At 63.4% G+C, this 21,995-nt stretch carries 24 protein-coding genes and 1 pseudogene; 11 read left to right on the plus strand and 14 right to left on the minus strand.

What is annotated here, in order from left to right:
* Window positions 1-69: 69 nt before the first annotated feature.
* The 5 genes from IAE38_RS01575 to IAE38_RS01595 all read right to left on the minus strand — a co-directional run bounded on the left by IAE38_RS01575 (window position 70) and on the right by IAE38_RS01595 (window position 4,123).
* Complete coding sequence (locus IAE38_RS01575) at window positions 70-954, minus strand: EamA family transporter (protein WP_201215447.1); 885 nt, start codon at window positions 952-954, stop codon at window positions 70-72.
* A gap of 164 nt (window positions 955-1,118) precedes the next feature.
* Window positions 1,119-1,730, minus strand: a complete 612-nt coding sequence (locus IAE38_RS01580; RefSeq protein WP_060483314.1) for an FMN-dependent NADH-azoreductase — start codon at window positions 1,728-1,730, stop codon at window positions 1,119-1,121.
* A 158-nt stretch (window positions 1,731-1,888) separates the two neighbouring features.
* Window positions 1,889-2,791, minus strand: coding sequence for a LysR substrate-binding domain-containing protein (locus IAE38_RS01585; protein WP_201215448.1), 903 nt, complete (start codon window positions 2,789-2,791; stop codon window positions 1,889-1,891).
* 95 nt (window positions 2,792-2,886) lie between these two features.
* Window positions 2,887-3,300 carry a DUF1294 domain-containing protein gene (locus IAE38_RS01590; RefSeq protein ID WP_201215450.1) on the minus strand — a complete coding sequence of 138 codons (414 nt, stop codon included), beginning with the start codon at window positions 3,298-3,300 and terminating at the stop codon, window positions 2,887-2,889.
* Window positions 3,293-4,123, minus strand: a complete 831-nt coding sequence (locus IAE38_RS01595) for an undecaprenyl-diphosphate phosphatase (protein WP_201215452.1) — start codon at window positions 4,121-4,123, stop codon at window positions 3,293-3,295. The genes IAE38_RS01590 and IAE38_RS01595 overlap by 8 nt, the downstream gene beginning before the upstream one ends.
* A 386-nt stretch (window positions 4,124-4,509) precedes the next feature.
* On the opposite strand from IAE38_RS01595, the pseudogene IAE38_RS24195 reads away from it, so the two are divergent.
* The 11 genes and pseudogenes from IAE38_RS24195 to IAE38_RS01645 form a co-directional block, all read left to right on the plus strand.
* A pseudogene (locus IAE38_RS24195) lies at window positions 4,510-5,181 on the plus strand (cache domain-containing protein); the annotation flags it as partial.
* Window positions 5,182-5,319: 138 nt separating this feature from the next.
* Window positions 5,320-6,054: a methyl-accepting chemotaxis protein gene (locus IAE38_RS24200; RefSeq protein ID WP_428829806.1), complete on the plus strand. Its 735-nt coding sequence runs from the start codon at window positions 5,320-5,322 to the stop codon at window positions 6,052-6,054.
* A gap of 106 nt (window positions 6,055-6,160) precedes the next feature.
* Complete coding sequence (pnuC, locus tag IAE38_RS01605; protein WP_201215456.1) at window positions 6,161-6,727, plus strand: nicotinamide riboside transporter PnuC; 567 nt, start codon at window positions 6,161-6,163, stop codon at window positions 6,725-6,727.
* Window positions 6,724-7,260: an AAA family ATPase gene (locus tag IAE38_RS01610; RefSeq protein ID WP_201215458.1), complete on the plus strand. Its 537-nt coding sequence runs from the start codon at window positions 6,724-6,726 to the stop codon at window positions 7,258-7,260. Before pnuC ends, IAE38_RS01610 begins: the two co-directional genes overlap by 4 nt.
* Before the next feature lie 311 nt (window positions 7,261-7,571).
* Window positions 7,572-8,006 (plus strand): hypothetical protein, encoded by a 435-nt coding sequence (locus IAE38_RS01615; protein ID WP_028634225.1) that lies wholly within the window; start codon window positions 7,572-7,574, stop codon window positions 8,004-8,006.
* Between the two features lies 1 nt (window position 8,007).
* Window positions 8,008-8,586 carry an adhesin gene (locus IAE38_RS01620; RefSeq protein WP_201215460.1) on the plus strand — a complete coding sequence of 193 codons (579 nt, stop codon included), beginning with the start codon at window positions 8,008-8,010 and terminating at the stop codon, window positions 8,584-8,586.
* Window positions 8,587-8,636: 50 nt separating this feature from the next.
* A complete protein-coding gene (locus tag IAE38_RS01625) occupies window positions 8,637-10,058 on the plus strand; it encodes a heme utilization protein (protein WP_201215461.1) in 1,422 nt (473 codons plus the stop codon).
* Between the two features lie 61 nt (window positions 10,059-10,119).
* The gene (locus IAE38_RS01630; RefSeq protein WP_028634228.1) at window positions 10,120-10,800 is read left to right on the plus strand and encodes a C39 family peptidase; all 681 of its coding nucleotides are present in this window, start codon (window positions 10,120-10,122) and stop codon (window positions 10,798-10,800) included.
* 45 nt (window positions 10,801-10,845) lie between these two features.
* Entirely contained in the window at window positions 10,846-11,604 is a 759-nt protein-coding gene (locus tag IAE38_RS01635) for a hypothetical protein (protein ID WP_201215463.1), read from the plus strand.
* 45 nt (window positions 11,605-11,649) lie between these two features.
* On the plus strand, window positions 11,650-12,930 hold the full coding sequence (locus IAE38_RS01640; protein ID WP_201164859.1) for a hypothetical protein: 1,281 nt from the start codon (window positions 11,650-11,652) through the stop codon (window positions 12,928-12,930).
* A 137-nt stretch (window positions 12,931-13,067) separates the two neighbouring features.
* Complete coding sequence (locus tag IAE38_RS01645) at window positions 13,068-15,257, plus strand: LTA synthase family protein (RefSeq protein WP_201215464.1); 2,190 nt, start codon at window positions 13,068-13,070, stop codon at window positions 15,255-15,257.
* Between the two features lie 12 nt (window positions 15,258-15,269).
* On the opposite strand, the gene ureG is transcribed toward IAE38_RS01645, so the two are convergent.
* The 9 genes from ureG to IAE38_RS01690 form a co-directional block, all read right to left on the minus strand.
* On the minus strand, window positions 15,270-15,893 hold the full coding sequence (gene ureG, locus IAE38_RS01650) for an urease accessory protein UreG (RefSeq protein ID WP_201210787.1): 624 nt from the start codon (window positions 15,891-15,893) through the stop codon (window positions 15,270-15,272).
* 12 nt (window positions 15,894-15,905) lie between these two features.
* Window positions 15,906-16,580: an urease accessory protein UreF gene (locus IAE38_RS01655; protein WP_201164857.1), complete on the minus strand. Its 675-nt coding sequence runs from the start codon at window positions 16,578-16,580 to the stop codon at window positions 15,906-15,908.
* Window positions 16,580-17,125 carry a HupE/UreJ family protein gene (locus tag IAE38_RS01660; protein ID WP_201215466.1) on the minus strand — a complete coding sequence of 182 codons (546 nt, stop codon included), beginning with the start codon at window positions 17,123-17,125 and terminating at the stop codon, window positions 16,580-16,582. The genes IAE38_RS01655 and IAE38_RS01660 overlap by 1 nt, the downstream gene beginning before the upstream one ends.
* 18 nt (window positions 17,126-17,143) lie before the next feature.
* Window positions 17,144-17,635, minus strand: a complete 492-nt coding sequence (gene ureE / locus IAE38_RS01665; protein WP_201164855.1) for an urease accessory protein UreE — start codon at window positions 17,633-17,635, stop codon at window positions 17,144-17,146.
* A gap of 10 nt (window positions 17,636-17,645) precedes the next feature.
* On the minus strand, window positions 17,646-19,349 hold the full coding sequence (gene ureC, locus IAE38_RS01670) for an urease subunit alpha (protein ID WP_060481914.1): 1,704 nt from the start codon (window positions 19,347-19,349) through the stop codon (window positions 17,646-17,648).
* Window positions 19,346-19,663 carry an urease subunit beta gene (locus tag IAE38_RS01675; RefSeq protein ID WP_028634237.1) on the minus strand — a complete coding sequence of 106 codons (318 nt, stop codon included), beginning with the start codon at window positions 19,661-19,663 and terminating at the stop codon, window positions 19,346-19,348. The genes ureC and IAE38_RS01675 overlap by 4 nt, the downstream gene beginning before the upstream one ends.
* A 19-nt stretch (window positions 19,664-19,682) precedes the next feature.
* On the minus strand, window positions 19,683-19,985 hold the full coding sequence (locus IAE38_RS01680) for an urease subunit gamma (protein ID WP_201164854.1): 303 nt from the start codon (window positions 19,983-19,985) through the stop codon (window positions 19,683-19,685).
* 10 nt (window positions 19,986-19,995) lie between these two features.
* Window positions 19,996-20,829 carry an urease accessory protein UreD gene (locus tag IAE38_RS01685; RefSeq protein ID WP_201215468.1) on the minus strand — a complete coding sequence of 278 codons (834 nt, stop codon included), beginning with the start codon at window positions 20,827-20,829 and terminating at the stop codon, window positions 19,996-19,998.
* A 229-nt stretch (window positions 20,830-21,058) separates the two neighbouring features.
* Window positions 21,059-21,973 (minus strand): site-specific integrase, encoded by a 915-nt coding sequence (locus tag IAE38_RS01690; protein WP_201215469.1) that lies wholly within the window; start codon window positions 21,971-21,973, stop codon window positions 21,059-21,061.
* Window positions 21,974-21,995 lie beyond the last annotated feature (22 nt).

Genomic DNA, 21,995 nt, shown 5'->3' on the forward strand with positions numbered 1-21,995 from the left:
AAAACCCCGCCGTTGGGCGGGGCGCCGTCGGCCGCTCAGCGCTTCAAGGCTCAGCACCGCCGGGCCAGCTCAGCCGCGGGCGGCCAATAGCCGTTGCCCGATGCGTGCGCCGAACACGTTGACCAGCAGCCCAGCCATCACCAGTAACGCGCCCCACCCCTGCATCGTGGTCAGGCGCTCGCCCAGCAGCAACGCGGAAGCGCTCAGGCCAATCACCGGCACCAGCAGCGAAAACGGTGCAACCTTGCCTGCCGGGTGGCGCGACAGCAGCGTGCTCCATAGGCTGTAGCCGATGATAGTGGCGACGAAAGCGAGGTAGGCCAGGGCAAATACCGAACTCCAGCCGATGTTGGCCAAGGCATGGCCGATGCGCTGCGGCCCTTCCAGCCACCACGACAGCAACAGAAACGGCAGCGGTGGGATCAGCCCGCCCCAGATCACCAGGGCCACCAGGTCCACCGAGCCGAACCGCCGGGTGATGATGTTGCCCAACCCCCACATCGCCCCGCCGCACAGGGTCAGCACCAGCGCCAGCACGGGCACATGGCTGCCATCTTCGCTACCGATCAGCGCCAGGCCGCTGGCGGCCACCAGCAGGCCGAGCACACTGGCCACGCGCAAGCGCTCACCCAGAAACAGCGCAGCAAAACCCAGCGTGAAAAACGCTTGCGACTGCAGAATCAGCGATGCCAGGCCAGGCGGCATGCCGCTGTACATGGCCTGAAACAGGAAGGCGAACTGCCCCAGGGAAATCGTCGCGCCGTAGGCGATGAGCCAGCGCCAAGGCAATTTGGGCCGTTTGATCACCAACACGGCCGGGAAGGCTACCAACAGAAAACGCAACGCCCCCAACAGCATGGGTGGCAGGCCGTCCAGGCCCACCTTGATCACCACGAAGTTGACGCCCCACGCGACGATTACCACCAGCGCGATGAGCAGGTCCTTGAGCGGCATTGTGGGTTTTCCTTATGCGAACGAATTAGACATATTTCGTTACAGCATAACGGTATTCCTGTTCCACCGACCACCATGAGGCTGAAACCTGTCGCGCATAGAACTGCCACAGCCAGTACGCCATGCCCACAGTGGCAGCGGGTTCACCCGCCAGGCGCCGCCCCTCAAGCCACAGCAAACAACCCATTGGCAATCTGCGCCTGGGCGGCGTCAATTGCCTGGGTACGCTGCTCAGGCCCATACGCCAGCCCATGGGCGCGCACGATTTGCAAGTCAGTGATACCAATGAAGCCCAGCAGCACCTTCAAGAATTCTTCATGGCCAACGGCAGTCGGCTGCTCGGCGTGCAAGCCGCCTGCCGTGGAGACCAACACCACCTTCTTGTCGCCACACAGGCCCTGCGGGCCGGCCTCGGTGTAGCGGAACGTCTTGCCGGCAACCGCGATGCGGTCGATCCAGGCCTTCAGTTGGGTAGGCACGCTGAAGTTGTACATGGGTGCACCGATCACCACCGCATCGGCAGCCAGGAATTCTTCCAGGGTTTCGGCGCTGAGCTTGGCTTCGAACGCCTGAGCGGCGTCCCGCATATCTTCGGCTGTGCCGGCCGCCATCAGCGTAGCTGCAGAAAAATGGGCGATGGCGTCTGCTGCCAGGTCGCGGTACACCACCTCGACGCTCGGGTCAGCGGCCTGCCAGGCCTGGACCACTTCGCGGCTGAGCTGACGGGAGGCAGAGTTGTCGCCGAGGATGCTGGAATCGATGTGCAACAGTTTCATGGGACGCTCCTTGGAATGAGAACCGCGATGTAGCGCGGCCAGGATGGGAGCATCCTACGTGGAACGACAAACGCTGTTAAGGCGGTGGAATTGTGTCAGTTCGTTCCATAGGTGGGACAATGCCAGCGAATGGACCGTGAAAAACCCTGCTTGCGCGCCTAGGTTTCAAGCAGCGCAAATCGCTCCCCGAGCATATCCAGCAGGGCACGCACCGCTGGCAGCAAGGCCTTGCGTGAGGTGAACACTGCATGAATCAAACCGCTCTGCGGGCGATAGTGGGGCGATAGCTCCACCAGCCGGCCCGCTGCCAGGTCGCCCCGCACCATGATCTCCGGCAGTTGCACTGCACCCACGCCGATCAGCGCAGCATGATGCAGCGCGCTCAGGTCCGAAGTCACCAGCCTGGGTACGTGCTGCACCCTCAAGGCATTGCGCAGCTCGTCGAACAATACCCACTCATGGGTCGGCCTGGCAGGCCAGAGCGCCATGGTGGGCAGTTTCGCCAACGCCTGCAGCGGGTCGCCGTGATCGTACCCCGCAGCCAGGTCAGGGCTCGCGACCAGGCGCTGGCAGCTGTCCCCCAGGCGCTTCACTACCAGGCCATCATCGGCCAACGGCGGAAAACGAACCCGCAACGCAATGTCGACCCCGTCGCTCAACGGGTCCACCACACGGTTGGTGCTTTCAAGGTGCACGAGCACCTTGGGGTACAAGGCAATGAAGTCGGCAATCATGGCGTTGGCGCCGAGGGCCCCCAGCCCCGGTGGGCAGGTAATCCTGATGATGCCCTGGGGCTCGCGCTTGGCCGACAGCACCCTGGCCTCCGCCGCCTCGGCCTCTTCGACCATGGCCTGGCAATGGCGGTAGTAGTCCATACCGATTTCGGTCACGGCAAAACGGCGAGTGGAACGGTGGATCAGTTGCACACCAAGGCGTTCTTCCAGCGCCAGCACCCTGCGGCTGAGCCTGGACTTGGGCACATCGATTTTCCTGGAGGCCGCCGCGAAGCCGCCGTGCTCCACTACCTTGACGAAGATGAACAGGTCGTTGAGGTCAATCACTGGTTACTCGGGTTCAGCGCATGAGGCCTGACTATACCTCAGTGCCAGCACACTGCCTGCCCTACCCCATGGGCCGCAACAAACTGAGCGCCCCATCAGCCCAAGGGCAGATAGCGCCCCTGGAAAAACAGCCAGTCGGCCCAGAACACCTGGTGCAGCAACACGATGGGCCAGAACAGTAACTGGTACGACACCTTGCGTGTCTTGTGCCTGAACAGTTGCTGCGCCACGAGTGCACCCGGCCAGCCGCCCAACAGCTCGCTGGCGTGCAGCAGCTTCTCGGGCGTGCGCCAGCCCTGGCTGATGGCCTGGCGCTTATCGCGCCAGTACAGCAGCAGGCTGATCAGGCTCATGGCCGGGTACAGCGCCAGTGGCCACCAGGTTTGATCGTTCCAGGCCATGCGCGCAGCCCCAAGCCCCGGCAGCAGGCACAATACGCCCAACAGCAGGAGCTTCAGGCGCACATTGCGCACACCCGCCTGAGCGGGGCGGCTTGGCTGCTCACGCATGGGCGGTGGTCCAGTCGACCCAGCCGAACTGCCAACTGGCCAGGATCAGCAGCCCGAACGCGATCCGGTACCAGGCAAAGGCTGCGTAGCTGTGGTTGGCAATGAACTTGAGCAAGGCACGCACGGCAATCATGGCGAAAATGAACGAGGTCGCGAACCCCAATGCGAACACGGGCAAGTCATCTGGCTGGAACAGGTGCCGGTACTTGTAGCCGGAATACACCGCTGCGCCGACCATGGTTGGCATTGCCAGGAAGAATGAAAACTCGGTGGCCGCTTTGCGCGACAAGCCGAACAGCAGGCCGCCGATGATGGTGGAGCCGGAACGTGAAGTACCCGGGATCATCGCCAGGCACTGGACAAAGCCGATTTTCAGCGCATGGCCCCAGCCCATTTCATCCACATGGTCCACCTCCACAGTGTGCTGGCGGCGCTCGGCCCAGAGCATGATCACCCCGCCCACCACCAGCGCGGCCGCCACGGTGATGGCGTTGAACAGGTATTCATGGATCATGTCGGCGAACAATACACCCAGCACCAGCGCAGGCAGGAAAGCCAGCAGCAGGTTGCCGGTGAAGCGCCTTGCCCGCGGCTGGCTGGGCAAGCCCCGGACGACATCGAAGATCTTGCTGCGAAATTCCCACATCACCGCCAGGATGGCGGCCAGCTGAATGATGATGTTGAAGGCCATGGCCCGTTCGCCGCCAAACCCGATCAGGTCGGCAACGATGATCTGGTGGCCGGTACTGGAGATTGGCAAAAACTCCGTCAGCCCTTCGACCACGCCCAATATGATTGCCTGAAAGGCAGTCCAAAAATCCATCATTCCCCCGATGAAGCTTGCGCATGACAAGCCCCTTGTTCTTGATTTGCTTAGGTCGCCGCACGCGGCCCGGCATTTTTACAGCGCCTGTTGGTCACAAAGCCAGAAGAAAAGTTCACGCCCCCTAAAGGTTTCATCTTGCGCGGCCGAGATGCTAGCAGAGGCTCTTTGCATTGGCTTTACGCGACCTGCTGCAGACTATTTCTGAGATAGCACTTAGCCATTGGTCGAGTGGGGCCATGTAGCCAGCCGTGCTTGGATGCACCTGAATAAAAAGAACAAACGGGAGCACCTGAATGAAGACGTTGAGATCGATGTCGATCAGCAGCCGCTTGTGGCTGATCCTGCTGGTGTCGGTGGCCATGCTGATGGTGCTGGGGCTGCTGATGCTGCGCCAGATCCACGGCGACCTGTACCAGGCCAAGGCCGAGAAAACCCGCCACGTGGTGCAGACTGCGGCCGGGGTGCTGGCGTATTACCAAGGGCTTGAAGCTGCAGGCACGCTCAGCCGGGAGGCCGCTCAGCAACAGGCGTTGCAGGTGGTGCGGGCGCTGCGCTACGACCACGACGACTACTTCTGGATCAACGACCTGGGGCCGAGAATGGTCATGCACCCGACCAACCCCAAGCTCGACGGCCAGGACCTGTCGGGTATCCGGGACCCGGACGGGTTCGCTGTATTCAACGAAATGGTCGCGCTCGCACGGCAACAGGATGCCGGGCCGGTCAATTACCGCTGGCCCAAGCCCGGTGCCAGCGAACCGGTTGCCAAGACTTCCTATATTCAGCTGTTCAAGCCCTGGGGCTGGATCATCGGTTCAGGTGTATACATTGACGGCGTGCAGGCCGAATTTGCCCGCCAGGTGCGCGATGCATCGCTGCTGGGCCTGGTTATCGCCCTGGTGCTGGCCCTGGTGGTGCGGCTGATTGCCCGCAGCATCGCGCGCCCCTTGCAAGAAGCGGTAGAGGCCATGGGCACCATCGCCAGCGGCGAGAGCGACCTCACCCGGCGCCTGGACACCCATGGGCGGGACGAAATCACTCACCTGGGTGAACACTTCAACCGCTTCAACGGCAAGCTGCAGGGCGTGGTCGGCCAACTGCAGGGGGCGGCCCATGAACTGGCACGTTCGGCCGGCCATGTGGGCGACAACGCCGGGGCCGCTCAACATCAAAGTGCCCAGCAGTCGCTGCAGATGGACCAGGTAGCCACGGCGGTCAACGAAGTCACCTATGCCGTGCAGGATGTGGCCAAGACGGCCGAGCAGGCGGCGGGCGAGATGCGCACAGCCCAGCAACAGGTGGCCCATGGGCAGCAGGCTATCCACGGCAGCCTGGCGCAAATCGACCGGCTATCGATGACCATCGACCAGGCCGTGCAGGTCATTCGTGAACTCGCCGGGCACAGCACGCGGATAGGCGGTGTGCTGGAGGTGATCCGTTCGATCGCCGAGCAGACCAATTTGCTGGCACTCAACGCCGCCATCGAAGCCGCCCGCGCCGGTGAACAGGGCCGAGGGTTTGCCGTGGTCGCTGACGAAGTGCGGCTGCTGGCCCAGCGGACCGCCCAGTCGACGGCTGAGATCCACACCATGATCGAGCACCTGCAAAGCCAGTCCGATGCGGCGGTGAAGGCCATCGACACCAGCAGCGAAGCGTCGCGCCAAACCGTCGAGCAGGCCCGTGAAGCTGGCGCCAGCCTGGATGCAATCAACCTGGTGTTGAACAACCTCACCGCACTGAACGCGTCCATCGCCAGCGCCACGTTACAGCAGTCGCACGTCGTGGAAGAGATCAACCGCAATGTACTGGATACCGCTGGGCTTTCTCAGCAGGCCGCCGAAGCGGCGCGCCAGTCAAGCGATGCGGGCCTGGCCCTGGGCCGCCTGAGCCAGGACCTTGAGCAGTTGCTGCGCCAGTTCCGGGTTTGATACACGCAGCGCGGTAGGCACAGGCTGGACCGCAGCCTGTGCCCTACACCTTACCCCTGCGAACGGCTACAATCGCGCCCCTCCCCGATTTATCCAAGGATCGCCGATGTCCGGCCTTGAACTCATCGCCGCCGTCCTCGGCGTTACCGCTGTATGGCTCACGGTCAAGCAGAACACCTGGTGCTGGCCCATCGGCCTGATCGCTGTGCTGATCTACGGCTGGTTGTTTTATGAGGTCAAGCTGTACTCGGGCATGTTGCTGCAGGTGGCCTACGCCGGTTTGCAGCTGTACGGCTGGTGGCAATGGCAGCGGCCCGGGCGCGCCGAAGAGGCGCGCCGGGTCTCGCGCCTGGCGCCATTGCCAATGGTCGCCGGCCTGGCAGCCGGCCTGGTGCTGAGCGCAGGGCTGGGCGCCAGCATGGCCGGCTTCACCGATGCCGCGCTGCCGTGGCTGGATGCCACCCTGACCGGGTTCAGCCTGGTCGCGCAATTGTGGATGGCGCAGAAGCGTGTGCAGTGCTGGCCGCTGTGGGTGGTGGTCGATATCGCCTATGTCGGCCAGTACCTTCATCAGCAGCTCTACTTCACGGCGGGTTTCTTCGTGGTGCTGACCTTGATCGCACTGCGCGGCTGGCTGGAGTGGCGCCGTGACCCGGCGCTGGCGCAACCATGAAGGTCGTGGTGCTGTGCGGGCCGGAATCCAGTGGCAAGAGCTGGTTGAGCGGGTTGATCCAGGCCCGTTTCGGGGGTGTGGTGGTAGGCGAGTACGTCCGCTACTTCATCGACCAGCAACGGCGGGACACCTGTTATGCCGATATCCCGGTCATCGCCCGCGGCCAACTGGCCTGGGAAGATGAGGCACGTGCAGAGGCCCCGCCACTGCTGATCCTCGACACCCACCTGCTCAGCAACATGCTGTGGAGCCAAGCCTTGTTTGCGGCGTGCCCGCCGTGGCTGGAGCAGGCATTGCTGGCGCGGCATTACGACCTGCACCTGTTGCTCAGCCCTCACGGGGTACCTTGGGTAGCGGATGGCCAACGCAGCCAGCCGGCGCTGCAGGACCGCCAGCAGTTCTTCGACGACAGCCTGCAGTGGCTGCAACGCCACCAGCAGGCCTACCATGTTATCGAGGGCACCTGGGAACAGCGTCAGCAGGTGGCCGCAGAGCAAGTCGCCACCCTGATGGGGCGCTGCGCGACGTCATAACCGCCCCAGTGTTAAGCACATGACACACGCCAGCCCCCGAATACCCCGCATTCAGGGGCTCTGGTGTTAATTGCCGCAGAGTGTCAAGGCGCTGAAACACCCAAGTTTCCCCCTCAAGATTGAGGCCATTGCAGCAGCCCGCCCACCCTGGGCGCCGGTGCGCTGTATCAGGGCTGACACACATCCCCACCTCATCACCCCTCCTGAACGCCCAAGCCCTTGATATTGCTGCAGTTATCAAAAGCGGCACGGCTTCTGCTCTGCCTAGCGCATCGCTGAACAAGGCCAGCGGCTGAAGAGGGAACGCCGTCGTGAGGAAGATCAACCACCGCCTCAACCACCTGATGCTGATCGGGTGCGTGCTGGGCTCGCTGAGCCTGTCGGCCCAGGCCGACAACGGCATCATCGTGATCACCCGTGATGTGCAGACCCGCAACGCGGTAGTCCCCCCTCTGCAGCCTGACCCCTCCCCGACCACCGTCAACGCCAACCCCGTCGCCCACGTGCTCAGGCAAACCAACGAACTGAGCGATGGCGACTTCGCCAACATCAGCAGCGGCGCTGGCATCAATTCGCTCATCACCCAACAGACCGACCACCTGGGGGGCAACCTGTCGCATCAGAACCAACTGCCCAACCTGGCCGCAGGCAGGGGGACAGGCTCGGGCAACGGTATTTCCAACATGGTCAATTCAAGTGTGCAGAAAGGCCTGGCCCCACTGCAGATCCTGACGGGAGGCAAGTGAGATGAAGCCCATGCTGCTTCTGCTGGCCGCGCTGTGCGGCGCGCCGGCCTTCGCCCAGCCACCGGCCGCGGTCAACAACACCGCCGACATCGACAACTCGGGCAGCGGTTACCAAGGCAACATGACGGTCAACCAGGCGGCGGGCGACATGCAGCAGCAGGCCAACGCCCGCGCCTTCGCAGCCGGGCACGGCGCCAGCGCCAGTACCCAGGTCCGTCAGCGCCTGAACGTACCGGCTGACCCGGCCATGGATGCAAAGGCCAGTATCGGTGGCACTGCGTTCAGCAATGGCAGTGGCGCCCTGGGCGTCAACCAAAGTGCCGGTGCCGGCACGCAGCAGGCCAACGCCCTGCGTATCAGTATCGGGGCACAACCGCAAAGCATCGACGACAGCGTCCTCATGCAACAGAACGTGGCGCTGCTCAACAACTCCGATTCAGCTGCCATCTCGGCCGGCCATCGCCAAGTCACGACCAGTGACCAGGCGTTCACCGGTGGCCGTGGGGTGGTACAGCTGAACCAGAGTGCCGGGGTGGGAAACCGCATGGCCAACACCTTGAGCATACGGGTCGCGGATTGACCCTTTTCGTTAAGCACGACACTTAACCCTTAAGAGCACGGAGAATCACCATGAAACCTTCGATGGCACTCAAGCCTCTGGTTTTCGCAATTGCGGCGGTCATGGCTGTAGCTGCACAAGCTGATCAGAACGGCCGCACCTACCACAACGGCAGCAGCACCACCTGGCTGCCCATTTCGGCCAAAGCCGATGCACTGGATACCCAGCGCAGCACCGGCAACACCATCACCAACCAGGGCACTGTGAACCAGGCCGAGATGAGCAGCTCGGCCACGGGCGCAAGCGGCAACGTGGGTGTCAACGTGGCGTCCGGTAATGGCAACCAGCAGGGCAACGCGTCGGCGATCGCCAATGCGGCGGCTGATTCCACCCTGGACAACAGCTTCGTGTTCGGCACTGCCGAAGCCAATGCCGATGTCAGCCAGTACAGCAACAACAACCGTGTCGACAACTGGTCTACCCAGTCTTCGGCCGTGATGAGCGGCTCGGGCGAGGGCAGCTCGGGTAACGTGGGCATCAACATTGCCGGCGGCGACCTGAACCAACAGAAAAACAGCATGGCCATCGCCAACACCAACGCTGGCATCGGTAACGCCACGGCCACCGCCAAGGCCGACCAGAATGGCCCAGGCCTGGTGGTCAACAACGGCGCCGACCGCACCTACCGTGTCGACACCCTGACCTTCACCACCTCGGCCACCGGCTCGAGTTCGCGCGAAGGCACCCTGAACTCCACCGACAACCGCAGCGCATCGTCCAACTTCAGCCTGGCCGGCTCGCAAAGCGCGAGCTCCAGCGGTTCGAACGGCTGGAACGCCAGCGGCTCACACTCCAGCAACGCCAGCGGTTCCAACAGTGGCAGTGCCAGCGGCTCGAACAGCTGGGGCGTGAACGGCTCGGCCAGCGGCAGCGCCAGCTCGTCCAGCAGTGCCAACCTGAGCGCCACCCTCGCAGCCGCAGCGGATGCCACGCGCACCGTAACCGTCAACAACGGCAACGGCGACCGCACCCGCACCAACAGCGTCGACGGCTCGCTGAATGCCTCGCTGAACGCCTCGATCGACAAGTCGCAGCAAAGCGCCTACGACTCTTCGTTCGAAAAAGCCTTCGATTCGAACTACGAGAAAACCCACCAATCGTCCTATGACAAGTCGCGTGACTCTTCGTACACCAAGTCGCATGACTCGTCGTACGAGAACGCCTCGGCCTCGGCGTATCAGAAGTCTGGGCAAGCAGCCAGTCAGTCCTCGAACGACGTTGCCAAGAGCTACAGCGAAAGCAGCGCTTACGACTTGAGCAATACCGTGTCCTTCCAAGTGCTGACCCCGACCGGCTGGGCCAACCCTGTTACCAACACTGCAACCCTCAGCGGTTCGGTGAACGGCGGCAGCGGCAACCTGGGCGTGAACGTGGCGGCAGGTGTGGGCAACCAGCAGAGCAACTCGCTGGCCATCTCCAACACCTCGTTCTAAGTGGCGTGCCAAAGGCCCTCTTCGGAGGGCCTATCCCCAACACACCAGAAGGCAACCGATCATGCGCACCATCGCCTTGGCGTTCCTGTTGTGCGTGGCCTGCGTGAGTGAGGCCGCGCAGATGCCGCTGTCCGTATTGCCGGGCGGTGCCGTGGTGTTCAAACCGATCCAGAGTGTGCGCGAACGCAAGTTCGTCGACCTGGTGCAACAAAAAACCGATTTCAGCTGCGGTGCTGCCGCGCTGGCCACCATCCTGCGCCAGGCCTACTGGCTGGATGTGGACGAACATCAGATCATCGAGGGCATGCTGGCCCACGCCGACCAGGACCTGGTGCGTACGCAAGGCTTCTCGATGCTCGACATGAAACGCTACGTGGAGAGCCTGGGCATGCGTGCCCGGGGCTACCGGGTAGCACCCGATACCCTGCACGACGTGCGCATCCCGGTGGTGGTGCTGATGGACATCCGTGGCTACAAGCACTTCGTGGTCATGCAGAAGGTCGACAGGGGCTGGGTATACATCGGTGACCCCGTACTGGGGCACAAACGCTACAGGGTCGATGACTTCATCAAAGGCTGGAACGGCATCATCTTTGCCGTGATCGGCCAAGGGTACGACAAGGACAACGCGCTGATAGACCCACCGCTGCCGCTCACCGCCAAGGGCCGCCTGGATGGCTTCACGCCAGTCAAAGACGCAGACCTGCTGGACTTTGGTTTCATCAAAAGCGACTTCTTCTAACGCCTCTTCCAATGACAAGGTGCATGATGCGCCGGGGAGCATTCCATGAAGACCCCAATCTGGCTGGCCATGGCCTGTCTTGCCGCCAGCCTGCCCATCCACGCCGAAACGTTCAAGCCCATCGAGCTGAAGGACCAGGAGCTGGCGAACCTGCGCGGACGCTTCGTGATGCCGGGGCGCATCGTCAGTTTCGGCATTGTCATGAGCAGCACCTGGCAGAACGCCCAGGGTGAGGTGATTGGTGCCACCAGCAGCCTGCAGGTGCAGCAATCCACAATCAAACCTCAGTTCTACGTGTCGATGATCGATGAAAAAGTCCCCACCAGTGCCCATGCCAGTACCCCGGCAGGCGCTCAAGGTACCGGTACGGTAACCGGTGGCGGCGGGCTGGGGACGACACAAGGGGTCACCCAGGTGGTACGCGCCGCCGGTGACAACAACAGCGCCTACAACAATGTCGATGTGAACGTCACCAAGGCCAACGAGGCGCCCGTCTTCCAGCCCCAGGGCCAGGCGCTGGCCGCCGGGCAGACGCTGGTGGGTGAAAATGGCGCCGGTGCGCTCAGCGTATCGTCCAGCGGCGTGGGCGTGCAGTTGAACATCAACGCCAACAATAATCAGGGGAGCACCGTGCAACGGCTGGCCCAGGGCGGGCTGATGCAGAACACCACACTGCTGGGCAATGGCAACTTCGTTAACAACGTGACCTCGTTGAATGTGGTGATGCGCGACAACCTGCCTGCGGCCGCGTCGCTCAATGGCAGCCTGGACCAACTTAAAGGTCTTCGCACTTTCGGATACTGATCTACGCTCAGTCTCATCAAAGCAGTCGGAAGGGACGGCAATTCCATGCAACGATCGTTAACGCTCAGAGCGGTTGTTTGTTTGACTACCTTGGCACCCGCCACCTCGCTGTACGCCGCTGTAGATCCGCAGGTAGAAGCATTGAAACAGGAGTTGGTAGAGCTCAAGCGCCGCTACGAGGCCCAGCAGCAGGCGCTGATGGTGCTGGAACAGCGAGTGCGTCAGGTTGAGGAAACCCCTGCCGCCCCGCCGCCCAAGCGCCTGGTGAAATCCCCGGCTGAACGCGTCAAGGGTGGCCAGACAGTGGCCACCGGGGCCCCTGGCACCACCGGCAGCTCCTACGGCCAGGCGTTGGCAGCAGACTCGGAGCCTGCACAGAGCGTGTCCAACCTGTACGACGAGGCCAGTGGCTTCTTCGGCGGTGGCAAGTTCAGCCTGGAAACCGGCCTGACCTACACCCATTACGACACCCGTGCGCTGACCCTCAACGGCTTCCTGGCCCTGGACTCGATCTTCCTCGGCAACATCAACCTGGACCGCATCAAGGCCGATAACTGGACCCTGGACCTGACCGCCCGCTACAACCTGGCTCAACGCTGGCAGTTCGACGTCAACGTGCCCGTGATCTACCGCGAGTCCACCTACTCTTCAGGGGGGGCCGGTGGCGCCGGGCCCACCACGTCCGATGCCAGCGTGACCCGTGACCCGGAAATCGGCGACATCAACGTGGGCGTTGCCTACAAGTTCCTCGACGAGTCCGAGAGCTGGCCGGATGCCGTTGCCACCTTGCGGGTCAAGGCCCCTACCGGCAAGGACCCGTATGGCATCAAACTGCGCCAGGTGGCTGGCAACGACAACCTCTCGGTACCTGAAAGCCTGCCGACCGGCAATGGCGTGTGGTCCATCACCCCCGGTATCTCGCTGGTCAAGACGTTCGACCCGGCAGTGCTGTTCGGCAGCCTGTCCTATACCTATAACCTGCAAGACTCGTTCAGTGACATCAGCCCCCAGGTCAACAGCAAGGTGCCGGGCGACGTCAAGCTGGGTGACTCGTGGCAGATCGGTGGCGGTATCGCCTTTGCCCTGAACGAAAAAATGAGCATGTCGTTCTCGGTGTCGGACCAGATCGGCCGCAAGAGCAAGATCAAGCCCGATGGTGGTGACTGGCAAACCATCTCCAACAGCGACTACAACGCCGCCAACTTCAACATCGGCATGACCTTCGCTGCCAGCAACAACCTCACGATCGTACCCAACCTGTCCATCGGTCTGACCGATGACGCCCCGGACTTCTCGTTCAGCCTGAAATTCCCTTACTACTTCTGATGGTTGCACACACCGGGCCCGCCTGTGCGGGCTCGGTTTTTGTGTGGCAGGCCTTTGCACAAAGGCTTCCGAGCGCCCTTGCCTGTTATCATCCAGCACAGATGCATGACGTTTTAATGGCAAAAGGGAAGTTTTTTGTGAAGAGCCTGTCAGACCGCCCACGCACCCGGTTGATCGCCCTGGCGATGCTGGTGCTGGTGATCCCCCTGGTTGCGCGCACCGTGCTTGGCTGGTCGAACCCGCTTGGCTACGTGTCGGACCTTGCCCTGGGCGGGGCTCTGCTGCTGTTGCTGTATCGCCGCCCCTGGTGGCTGGGCTTGCCGGTTTTGCTGGCCTGGGCGGGCCTCTGGGTGGCTTCGGCCGAGCTGGTCAGCGCGGTGGGCAGGCTGCCGACCAGTGCCGACCTCACCTATTTGTTCGACCCGCAGTTCATGGAAAACTCCACCGGCGGCAGCCTGGCCCACGCCTGGCTGCCCGGCCTGCTGGGCGCAGGCCTGCTAACCTGGCTGGTCTGCGCATGGCGCAGCCGTGGCCAACCCGGCGCGCCGTTGCCGCGCAGTGCGTGGGCCGGTGTCATGGGCCTGTTCGCCATTCACTGGGGCAGCCAGCAGTTGGCGCCCTCGGATGCCGATCAATGGCGCCAGTACAACCTTGGCCACCAGGTGTTGTCTGCGGGCGTGGGCAACCTGCAACGTCTTGTCGAGGGGCGCGCGCCTTTCACACCCCTACCCAGTACCGGGCTGACCCAGGCCGACCTGAACGGCCAGCGCCTGTTGGCCGCCACCGGCAGCGCCCGCAACGTGTTGATCATCACTGTAGAAGGCATCCCAGGGGCCTACGTGCGCCCTAATCGCGAGGCGTTGCACAGCCGCTTCGATGAAGACCTCATGCCCAGGCTTGGCCAGTGGGCGGCTCGGGGCATGAACACCCCGGACTACGTGCTGCACACACACCAGACCATCCGTGGGCTCTACGCCATGCTGTGCGGCGACTACGACAAGCTGGCCAATGGCACCCCCAAAGGCGTAGAGCTGCTGACCCAGGCCGAGCGCAACCAGGCGTGCCTGCCTGCCCAACTGCGCCAGGCCGGTTTTACCACCCATTACCTGCAAGGGGCGGGCCTGCGCTTCATGGCCAAGGACCGCATCATGCCGCACATCGGCTTTGAATCCGTGCATGGCGTGGAATGGTTCGGCAACCGTAACTACCTCGATTTCCCGTGGGGCAAGGATGACCGCGCCTTCTTCGAAGGTGCTCTGGACTACGTGGGCCAGCTGCGCAAACAGGACCAGCCCTGGATGCTGACCCTGCTCACGGTCGGCACTCACCAGCCCTATTCGGCACCGGCGGATTACCTGGCCCGTTACGACACCCCCAAACAGGCGGCCGTCGCCTACCTAGATGACGCCCTTGGCGGCTTCCTGGACGCCTTGGAGCGCCAGGGCGTACTCAAGGACACCCTGGTGGTGGTCACCTCGGATGAATCCCATGGCATCGACGGTGTGCGCCTTGCCTCGTCCTGGGGCTTCAACCTGACTTTGGCACCCGAGCAGCGTTTGCTGCCAACCCTCAAGTCAGGCACCTACGGTCATGTTGACCTGGCCACCTCCGTACTCGACTATTTCGCGCTGCCCATCCCCCTGGCCCTGAGTGGGCGCTCCCTGTATCGGGATTACGACACCGGCCGCGAGATGATCTCGTTCACCAATGGCATGCTGCGCTATCACAACGGGCAGGGGGTATTCACCGAGTGTGATTTCCAGCAGCGCTGCCGGCGCTATGCCAGCGAGGGCTTCATCGCCGACAAGGCCCGCTACCTGGGCCAGGGCGATAGCTACCTGGGCCAACAGGTCGGTGCATTGGCGGCGGTACTCGACCAGTCTCTGCTGCAGACCCCACTGAACCTGCGCTACCAGTTCGGCGGCCCCTCCCCCATCCAGCTGCGCAAGCGTATTCACGACGACTGGGCCGACAACCTGATTGGCGCTCAGTATCTGGAAATGCCACAGGGCTCGCACACGCGCGTCAGGGTCAAGGTGCGCTCACTCGACCCCAAGCGGGCAGCATTCATCCAGCTCAAGGCCAAGCAAATGGAGCAGGAAGTGGCCTTGGGCCTGCCCGCCGAGGTAAAGGTAACCACCAAGAAGCCGCTTGAAATGGAGTTCCGTTTCGACAACCCCGTTGAGCGCAAGGCCTTTTCATTTCACCTGCTTGGCTACGGCGGTGGCCAGGTGGAAGTCAGTGACTTCAGCGTGATCACCGCGCTGCCGGGTGAGGATGACGGCCTGGATGAGTTGACCGACGCCCCTGTCGCCCACGCGGGTTGACGGCATGGCGGGCTAGGTGCGCACACCCAGCATGCCGCGCTCGACGATGAAATCGATTATCGCCTGCAGGCCCTCGCCTTTTTTCAGGTTGCTGAAGGTCCAGGGCCGTTGTGGCCGCATGCGCTGGGTATCACGTTCCATGACCTCAAGCGATGCGCCCACATAGGGCGCCAAGTCGGTCTTGTTGATGACCAGGAAGTCCGATTTGGTGATACCTGGCCCACCCTTGCGCGGGATCTTCTCGCCTTCGGCCACGTCAATCACGTAGATCGTCAGGTCAGCCAGCTCTGGGCTGAAGGTCGCGCTCAGGTTGTCACCGCCGCTCTCGACGAAAATCACCTCCAGGTTGCCGAACTTGCGCGCCAGGGCCTCTACGGCGGCCAGGTTCATCGAGGCATCTTCGCGGATCGCCGTGTGCGGGCAACCACCGGTTTCGACGCCGACAATACGCTCGGGCTCCAGGGCGCCGGCCTCGGTGAGGATACGCTGGTCTTCCTTGGTGTAGATGTCATTGGTGACCACGGCGATCTGGTAGTGGTCACGCATGGCCTTGCACAGCGCTTCGAGCAATGCAGTCTTGCCAGAGCCGACCGGGCCACCGACACCGACGCGCAGGGGTTGTTGATAGCTTTGCATTTCAGGCAGTCCTCAAGAACGGAACAAACGGGTGTATTGGGTTTCGTGACGCGATGAGGCGATGGCCAACAGCGGCAAGCCGCCGCCGATCTGCTCATCCTCCAGCATCAGCGCGTGGTCGAAGGCTGCAGGTAACTCAACACTCAAGTCGCGTAAGAGCGTTTGGGCCGCCTGCTGGCCAAAAGGCACCAGCTTGACCCCGGCCATGACGGCGCCCTCCAGCCAGGCAAAGCCATGGCCCAGGGCCAGCTTCCGCAGGGGGATGGCCCACTGGGCTGCCAACCAGGCCATGCCACCCAGTTGAGTCATCTCCAGGCTGGTTCGCCAGGCCGGGGCCTGGCCCAACTGCCAGCCGTCGAGCAAACGTGCCAGCGCAGCCCCACGCTGCTGCTCTTCCAGGCGCAATTCGGCGGTTTCGCGGTTTGCCAGCAAGAAGCGGCTCCAGTGCTCGAACGCCGCAGCATCCTCGGCCAGGCAGGCGTGGTACAGGCGCACCAGCACCGGCCAGTCGAGGCAGGCCAATGTATCGTCGATCTGCTCGCGCTGCCAGGCAGTGAACCCGGCTAGGTCCTTCACCCAGCCAGCTTCCACCGCCCACTCAAGGCCTTGCGAATAGGTAAAACCACCTACCGGCAGGCCAGGGCTGACCAGCTGCAGCAAGCGCAGTAACGCCAGGTCGCTGCTCATCAACCGGCCAGCACCATGGCGGCGCTGGCCAGCAAGCCGCCGCCGAACACTTTCTGCAGCCCGGTGTGGCGACGCAGCAGGCAGCCGACGGCAAAGCCGGCGGCCAACAGCAGGCCACTGACGAGCACAAAGCCTGCGCTGAACTGCCAGAAGGCACTTGGCGTGGCTTCGACGCCGTGAGCCCAACCGTGGAACAACGCGAACATCGGCATGGCCATGGCCAGCAGTACCTGCCGCCCTGGCAGCAGCAGGGCAGCACCGGCGACCACCAGCGAGCCGGCAATCAGGGTTTCCATGCCCAGCACACCGCCGAACAGGTGGCCACACACCGCGCCGGCGAACATCGCGGCCAAGGTCGCCAGTGGCAGGGTGAGGTTGCGCCGGGTCAGGGCGGCCAGCACGCCGGTACCCAGCAGCATCAGCAGGTGGTCAAGGCCGGTGAGCGGGTGCAGCAGGCCATCCTGCAAGGGGTTGGTGTCATGCCCAGGGTGGGCGAAAGCGGGTACGGCCAGCATCAGCAGCAACAGTGGCAGGGTGTTTTTCATTATTGGCTCCAGTGCAGTTCAGGAATGGGCAGGCAGGCGCACGAACGGATGATCGTGGCCGTGGCTGTGGCCATGGGGCGCACTTTGGTAGGCCCCCGCCTCAGGTTCAAAGGGGGCCTGTTCGGCCTCCACCGTCAGCCCCAGGCCACGCAGCATGTCGTCCAGCACATGGTCATGCTGGAAGCGCAACAGGCCGGGCTCGATTTGCAGCGGCACATGGCGGTTGCCCAGGTGATAGGCAGCCCGGGCCAGCAGGTGCGGGTCGCTGCAGCGCACCGTCGACACCGCCTCCGGTGCCGCCAGCACACGAATGCACTGGGTACCTGCAGCGTCGGCCAGCCACTCCCCCCCACGCAGCAGGTGGCCGCGATCGAGCATCAGCCCGGCCTCGCGGCCATCGTCCAAGGTCACCCGCAGGCGGCTCTTGATACGGCTGTCGACGTCCAGGGTGACGGTGCCGGTTTCAGCATGGGCGCCGGGGTCTGAAATACGGCGGGTAAGGACAATCATCAGTGCTCCTTCAGAACAGAAAATAACGCTGGGCCAGGGGCAGTTCCGTGGCCGGCTCGCACACCAGCAGCTCGCCATCGGCACGCACCTGATAGGTTTGCGAGTCGACTTCGATCACTGGCTGCAGGGTGTTATGGACCATGTCGGCCTTGCGCACCCGGCGACAACCCCGGGCCACACCGATCAGGCTGCGCAGGTTCAACTCCTGTGCCAGCCCGCGGTCGATGGCGGCCTGGGGCAGAAACGTCATGCGCGTGGCATGCCGGGCTGCGCCCAGCGCCCCGAACATGGGCCGGTAGTGCACAGGCTGTGGGGTGGGGATGGAGCCGTTGATATCGCCCATGGGCGCTGTCACGATCATCCCGCCCTTGATCACCAGGGCCGGCTTGACCGCGAAGAACGCCGGCGACCACAGCACCAGGTCGGCCAGCTTGCCGGCTTCCACCGAGCCCACCTCATGGGCGATACCGTGGGTAACCGCGGGGTTGATGGTGTACTTGGCGATGTAGCGCTTGACCCGGAAGTTGTCGCTGTAGGCGGTATCCGGGGCCAGCGGGCCCCGGCGCAGCTTCATCTGGTGCGCCACCTGCCAGGTGCGCAGCACCACTTCTCCTACCCGGCCCATGGCCTGGGAGTCGGACGAGGTCATGGCGAAGGCGCCCATGTCGTGGAGAATATCCTCGGCGGCGATGGTTTCACGGCGGATGCGCGATTCGGCAAAGGCCACATCCTCGGCGATGCTGGGGTCCAGGTGATGGCAGACCATCAGCATGTCCAGGTGCTCGTCCACCGTGTTGACCGTATAGGGCAGCGTCGGGTTGGTGGAAGACGGCAGGACGTTGGCCTGCCCTGCCGCGCGAATGATATCCGGAGCGTGCCCGCCGCCGGCGCCTTCGGTGTGGAAGGTATGGATGGTGCGGTCACCGATGGCCGCCAAGGTGTCCTCGATGCACCCTGACTCGTTCAGGGTGTCGGTATGGATGGCCACCTGGATGTCCATCTCTTCGGCCACGCCAAGGCAGCAGTCGATGGCCGCTGGCGTCGAGCCCCAGTCTTCATGCAGCTTGAGGCCCACGGCCCCTGCGGCGATCTGTTCACGCAGGGCTTCGGGGCGCGAGGCATTGCCTTTGCCCAGCAGGCCGATATTGATCGGCAGGCTGTCGGCCGCCTGCAGCATGCGCGCCAGGTACCAGGGGCCTGGGGTGCACGTGGTGGCATTGGTGCCGGTAGCGGGGCCTGTGCCGCCACCAATGAACGTAGTGACACCGCTGTTGAGGGCTTCGTCCACCTGCTGCGGGCAAATGAAATGGATGTGCGAGTCCACCCCACCTGCGGTGACAATCTTGCCTTCGGCCGCGATCACCTCGGTGCCCGGGCCAACCGGTACGGTGACGCCAGGCTGCACGTCCGGGTTGCCGGCTTTGCCAATGACAGCGATGCGCCCGTGCTTGATGCCGATATCGGCCTTGACGATCCCCCAGTGGTCGATGATCAGCGCGTTGGTGAGCACCAGGTCCATGGCGTCCGCCGCCAGCATCTGCCCCTGGCCCATGCCGTCGCGGATCACCTTGCCGCCGCCGAACTTCACCTCTTCGCCGTACAGGGTGTAGTCCTGTTCTACTTCGACCCACAGTGCCGTGTCGGCCAGGCGCACCCTGTCCCCCACGGTGGGGCCGAACATGTCCGCATAGGCCTGCCGGGAAATACGGCTCATGCCCTGCCCTCCAGCGCGCCCATCACCTTGCCCTGAAACCCGTAGATTTCGCGCTTGCCGGCATAGGCCACCAGCTGCACGGTGCGCGCCTGGCCCGGCTCGAAACGCACCGCCGTACCGGCCGGGATGTCCAGGCGAAAACCGCGAGTGGGCTCACGGTCGAACACCAGGGCCTGGTTGACTTCATAGAAGTGGTAATGGGAGCCGACCTGCACCGGCCGGTCACCGTGGTTGGCCACGCTGACACTGACCGTGTCACGCCCGGCGTTGAGTTCGATGTCGCCCTCGGCGACCTGGATTTCACCTGGAATCATGGGAGTACCCTGGGCGTAGTCAGACAATGGGTTCATGCACGGTCACCAGCTTGGTGCCGTCGGGGAAGGTCGCCTCCACCTGCACGTCCTGGAGCATCTCGGCGATGCCGGGCATCACCTGCTCCCGGGTCAGCACTTCGCGCCCCAGGCTCATCAGTTCTGCGACCGTGCGCCCATCGCGTGCGCCCTCCAGCACAGCGGCGCTGATCAATGCCACCGCTTCGGGGTAGTTGAGTTTCAGGCCGCGGGCCAGGCGCCGCTCTGCCAGCAACGCAGCGGTGAACAGCAGCAGCTTGTCTTTCTCTCTTGGTGTCAGCTCCATGGGTGCTCTCTCAGGTAGCCCAGATACGCGGTGGGCAGGCTGGCAGGCCAAGAACGGCCGGGCGCAGCACTCGCCACAGGCATTGCAGGGTGTGTTGCAAGTGTTGGTTGTCGTGGTCGAGCAGGCGGATCACCAGCAGCGACCCCAGCAATGTGGCGCCACCCGGATTAGCCAGGGCTTCGAGCAAGGGCCGTACCTGGTCGAGGGTGTGCTGATCAGCAGGTGCAGCGCACAGGGTCGCCAGCAGCGGGTAGCCACCCAGCTTTTCAAGGCGGCCCCCAGTAATACGCAGCCGCTCGTGCAGGCCAGGCTCGCCGGGCAGTTCGATGCGCAGCCGGCTGTCGAGCGCCCCCTGCAAGAACTGCTCGTTCATCACCGGCCGGCCCAGGCACAGGGTTTCCCAAGCCAGCAGCCTTGCGCCTGGCGCCAGGGTGAAACGGCTGTACAGGCTGGCCCGGGCGCCAGAAAAGAAGATGCTGTCCTGGGGTAGCCATTCCAACGTGCTGCCAGCGCCCAGGTGAAAGTGCTGGGCAAGGCGCGCGGTGGGGCCAATGCTGCGATAGAACTTGCTGGCGCCGGGCATGGTCAGCAACGCGTGGCTGCCAGGCTCAAGGTGAATGTCCAGCTCCAGCCGGTCGCCAGCGACAATGCCCCCAGGCGGGTGCAGCACGTACACATGACATGGCGCACCCTCCGGGTAAAACGGCCTTTGCACCAAAAGGGGTCCGTAATGGCGTCGCGCACCAAGGCGGGTCACGCCATCGCGCACAATGAAGCGCAGTTGCAGGTAGGCGCTCCACCCGGCTTCATCGGTGTGTGTTGCAATATGCTCCGCCAGCGACATCCTGCGGCCCCTGAAATCCGTGGCCTTGATGGCCGTTGCGAGGGCCAGGCTGGCGCATATCGGTATGCGCACGGCCTGACCACTCGATCAAATTCTCAGGCTGGATATAGCAGGTTGCGGGCCAACTCCGCAGGTGAACTCAGATTAAACCTGTAGCAGGCCTGCGCCGGTGTCGGGCACCGCGCACTATCCAAGGGCGGCTGGCGGCGCTGTTTCAGTGCCTGGCGCGTTAATAGTCGAAACGGTCTACCGCACGACGACGCTCGTTGTCGTCACGCCGGTCATAAATGGCGGTGGTCTGGATATTGGCATGGTGGGCGAGCTTCTGGGCGATCGACAGGTCGTGCTCTTCGATGACGCGGGTGATGAAGGCCCGGCGAAAGTCATGGGGCATGATTTTCACGCCCACCTGTGTACCCCGCTGGCGGGCGATGTAGTAAATCGCATGTTTGGTGATGCGCGCACGGGTGATGTGGTTGCCACGGCGGATGCGGTTGAACAGAAACGGGTCGTCTTCTGCGCCGGCAGGTAATGCCTCGCGGCGAAGGCTCAACCAGGCCTGCAGCTTTTCGAAGGCCCAAGGCGGTGCGTACTTGATCAGCTGGTGGTTGCCCTTGCCCACCACTTGCAGGCTGCGCTCCTGGAAATCCACTTGGTCCAGGTTGATGTCCACCGACTCGGACTTGCGCATGCCGGTGCCATACAGCAGGGCAATGATTGCCGCATCCCGCACCCCTTGCGGGCGGGGGTCGGCGGCGCAGGCATCCATCAGCTCGCGAATGAGGCTGCGCCGCAGGTTGCGCCCAGGCGGCAACCGGGTGCCTGTGGCAGGCTTCACCTCGCGCATGCGCTGCAAGTGTTCATGCTCGATCAGCCCCTGGCGCCAGGCTTCGTTCATCACCCCACGAATGGCATTCACATACAGCGATGAGCTGTTGGGGGCATAGCCGTCTTCGCGCAGGGCCGACACCAGCCCAATCACGTGGCCAGGCTCCAGCTTGTGCCAAGGGACGTCGGCAAGGTTGCAGTCGACGAAACCAAGCCGGTCGGCTGTGTCCTGAAGAACGTAGCGCATGGTCTGCTGGCTGGACGGCGCCAGCCGGGCCATGTACTGCAGCAACGGGTTGTTCGGAAGATCGGGCAAAACGTGGATCCTGTGGCAGCGG

It is taken from the genome of Pseudomonas sp. S32 (assembly GCF_016648095.1).
Taxonomy (GTDB): domain Bacteria; phylum Pseudomonadota; class Gammaproteobacteria; order Pseudomonadales; family Pseudomonadaceae; genus Aquipseudomonas; species Aquipseudomonas parafulva.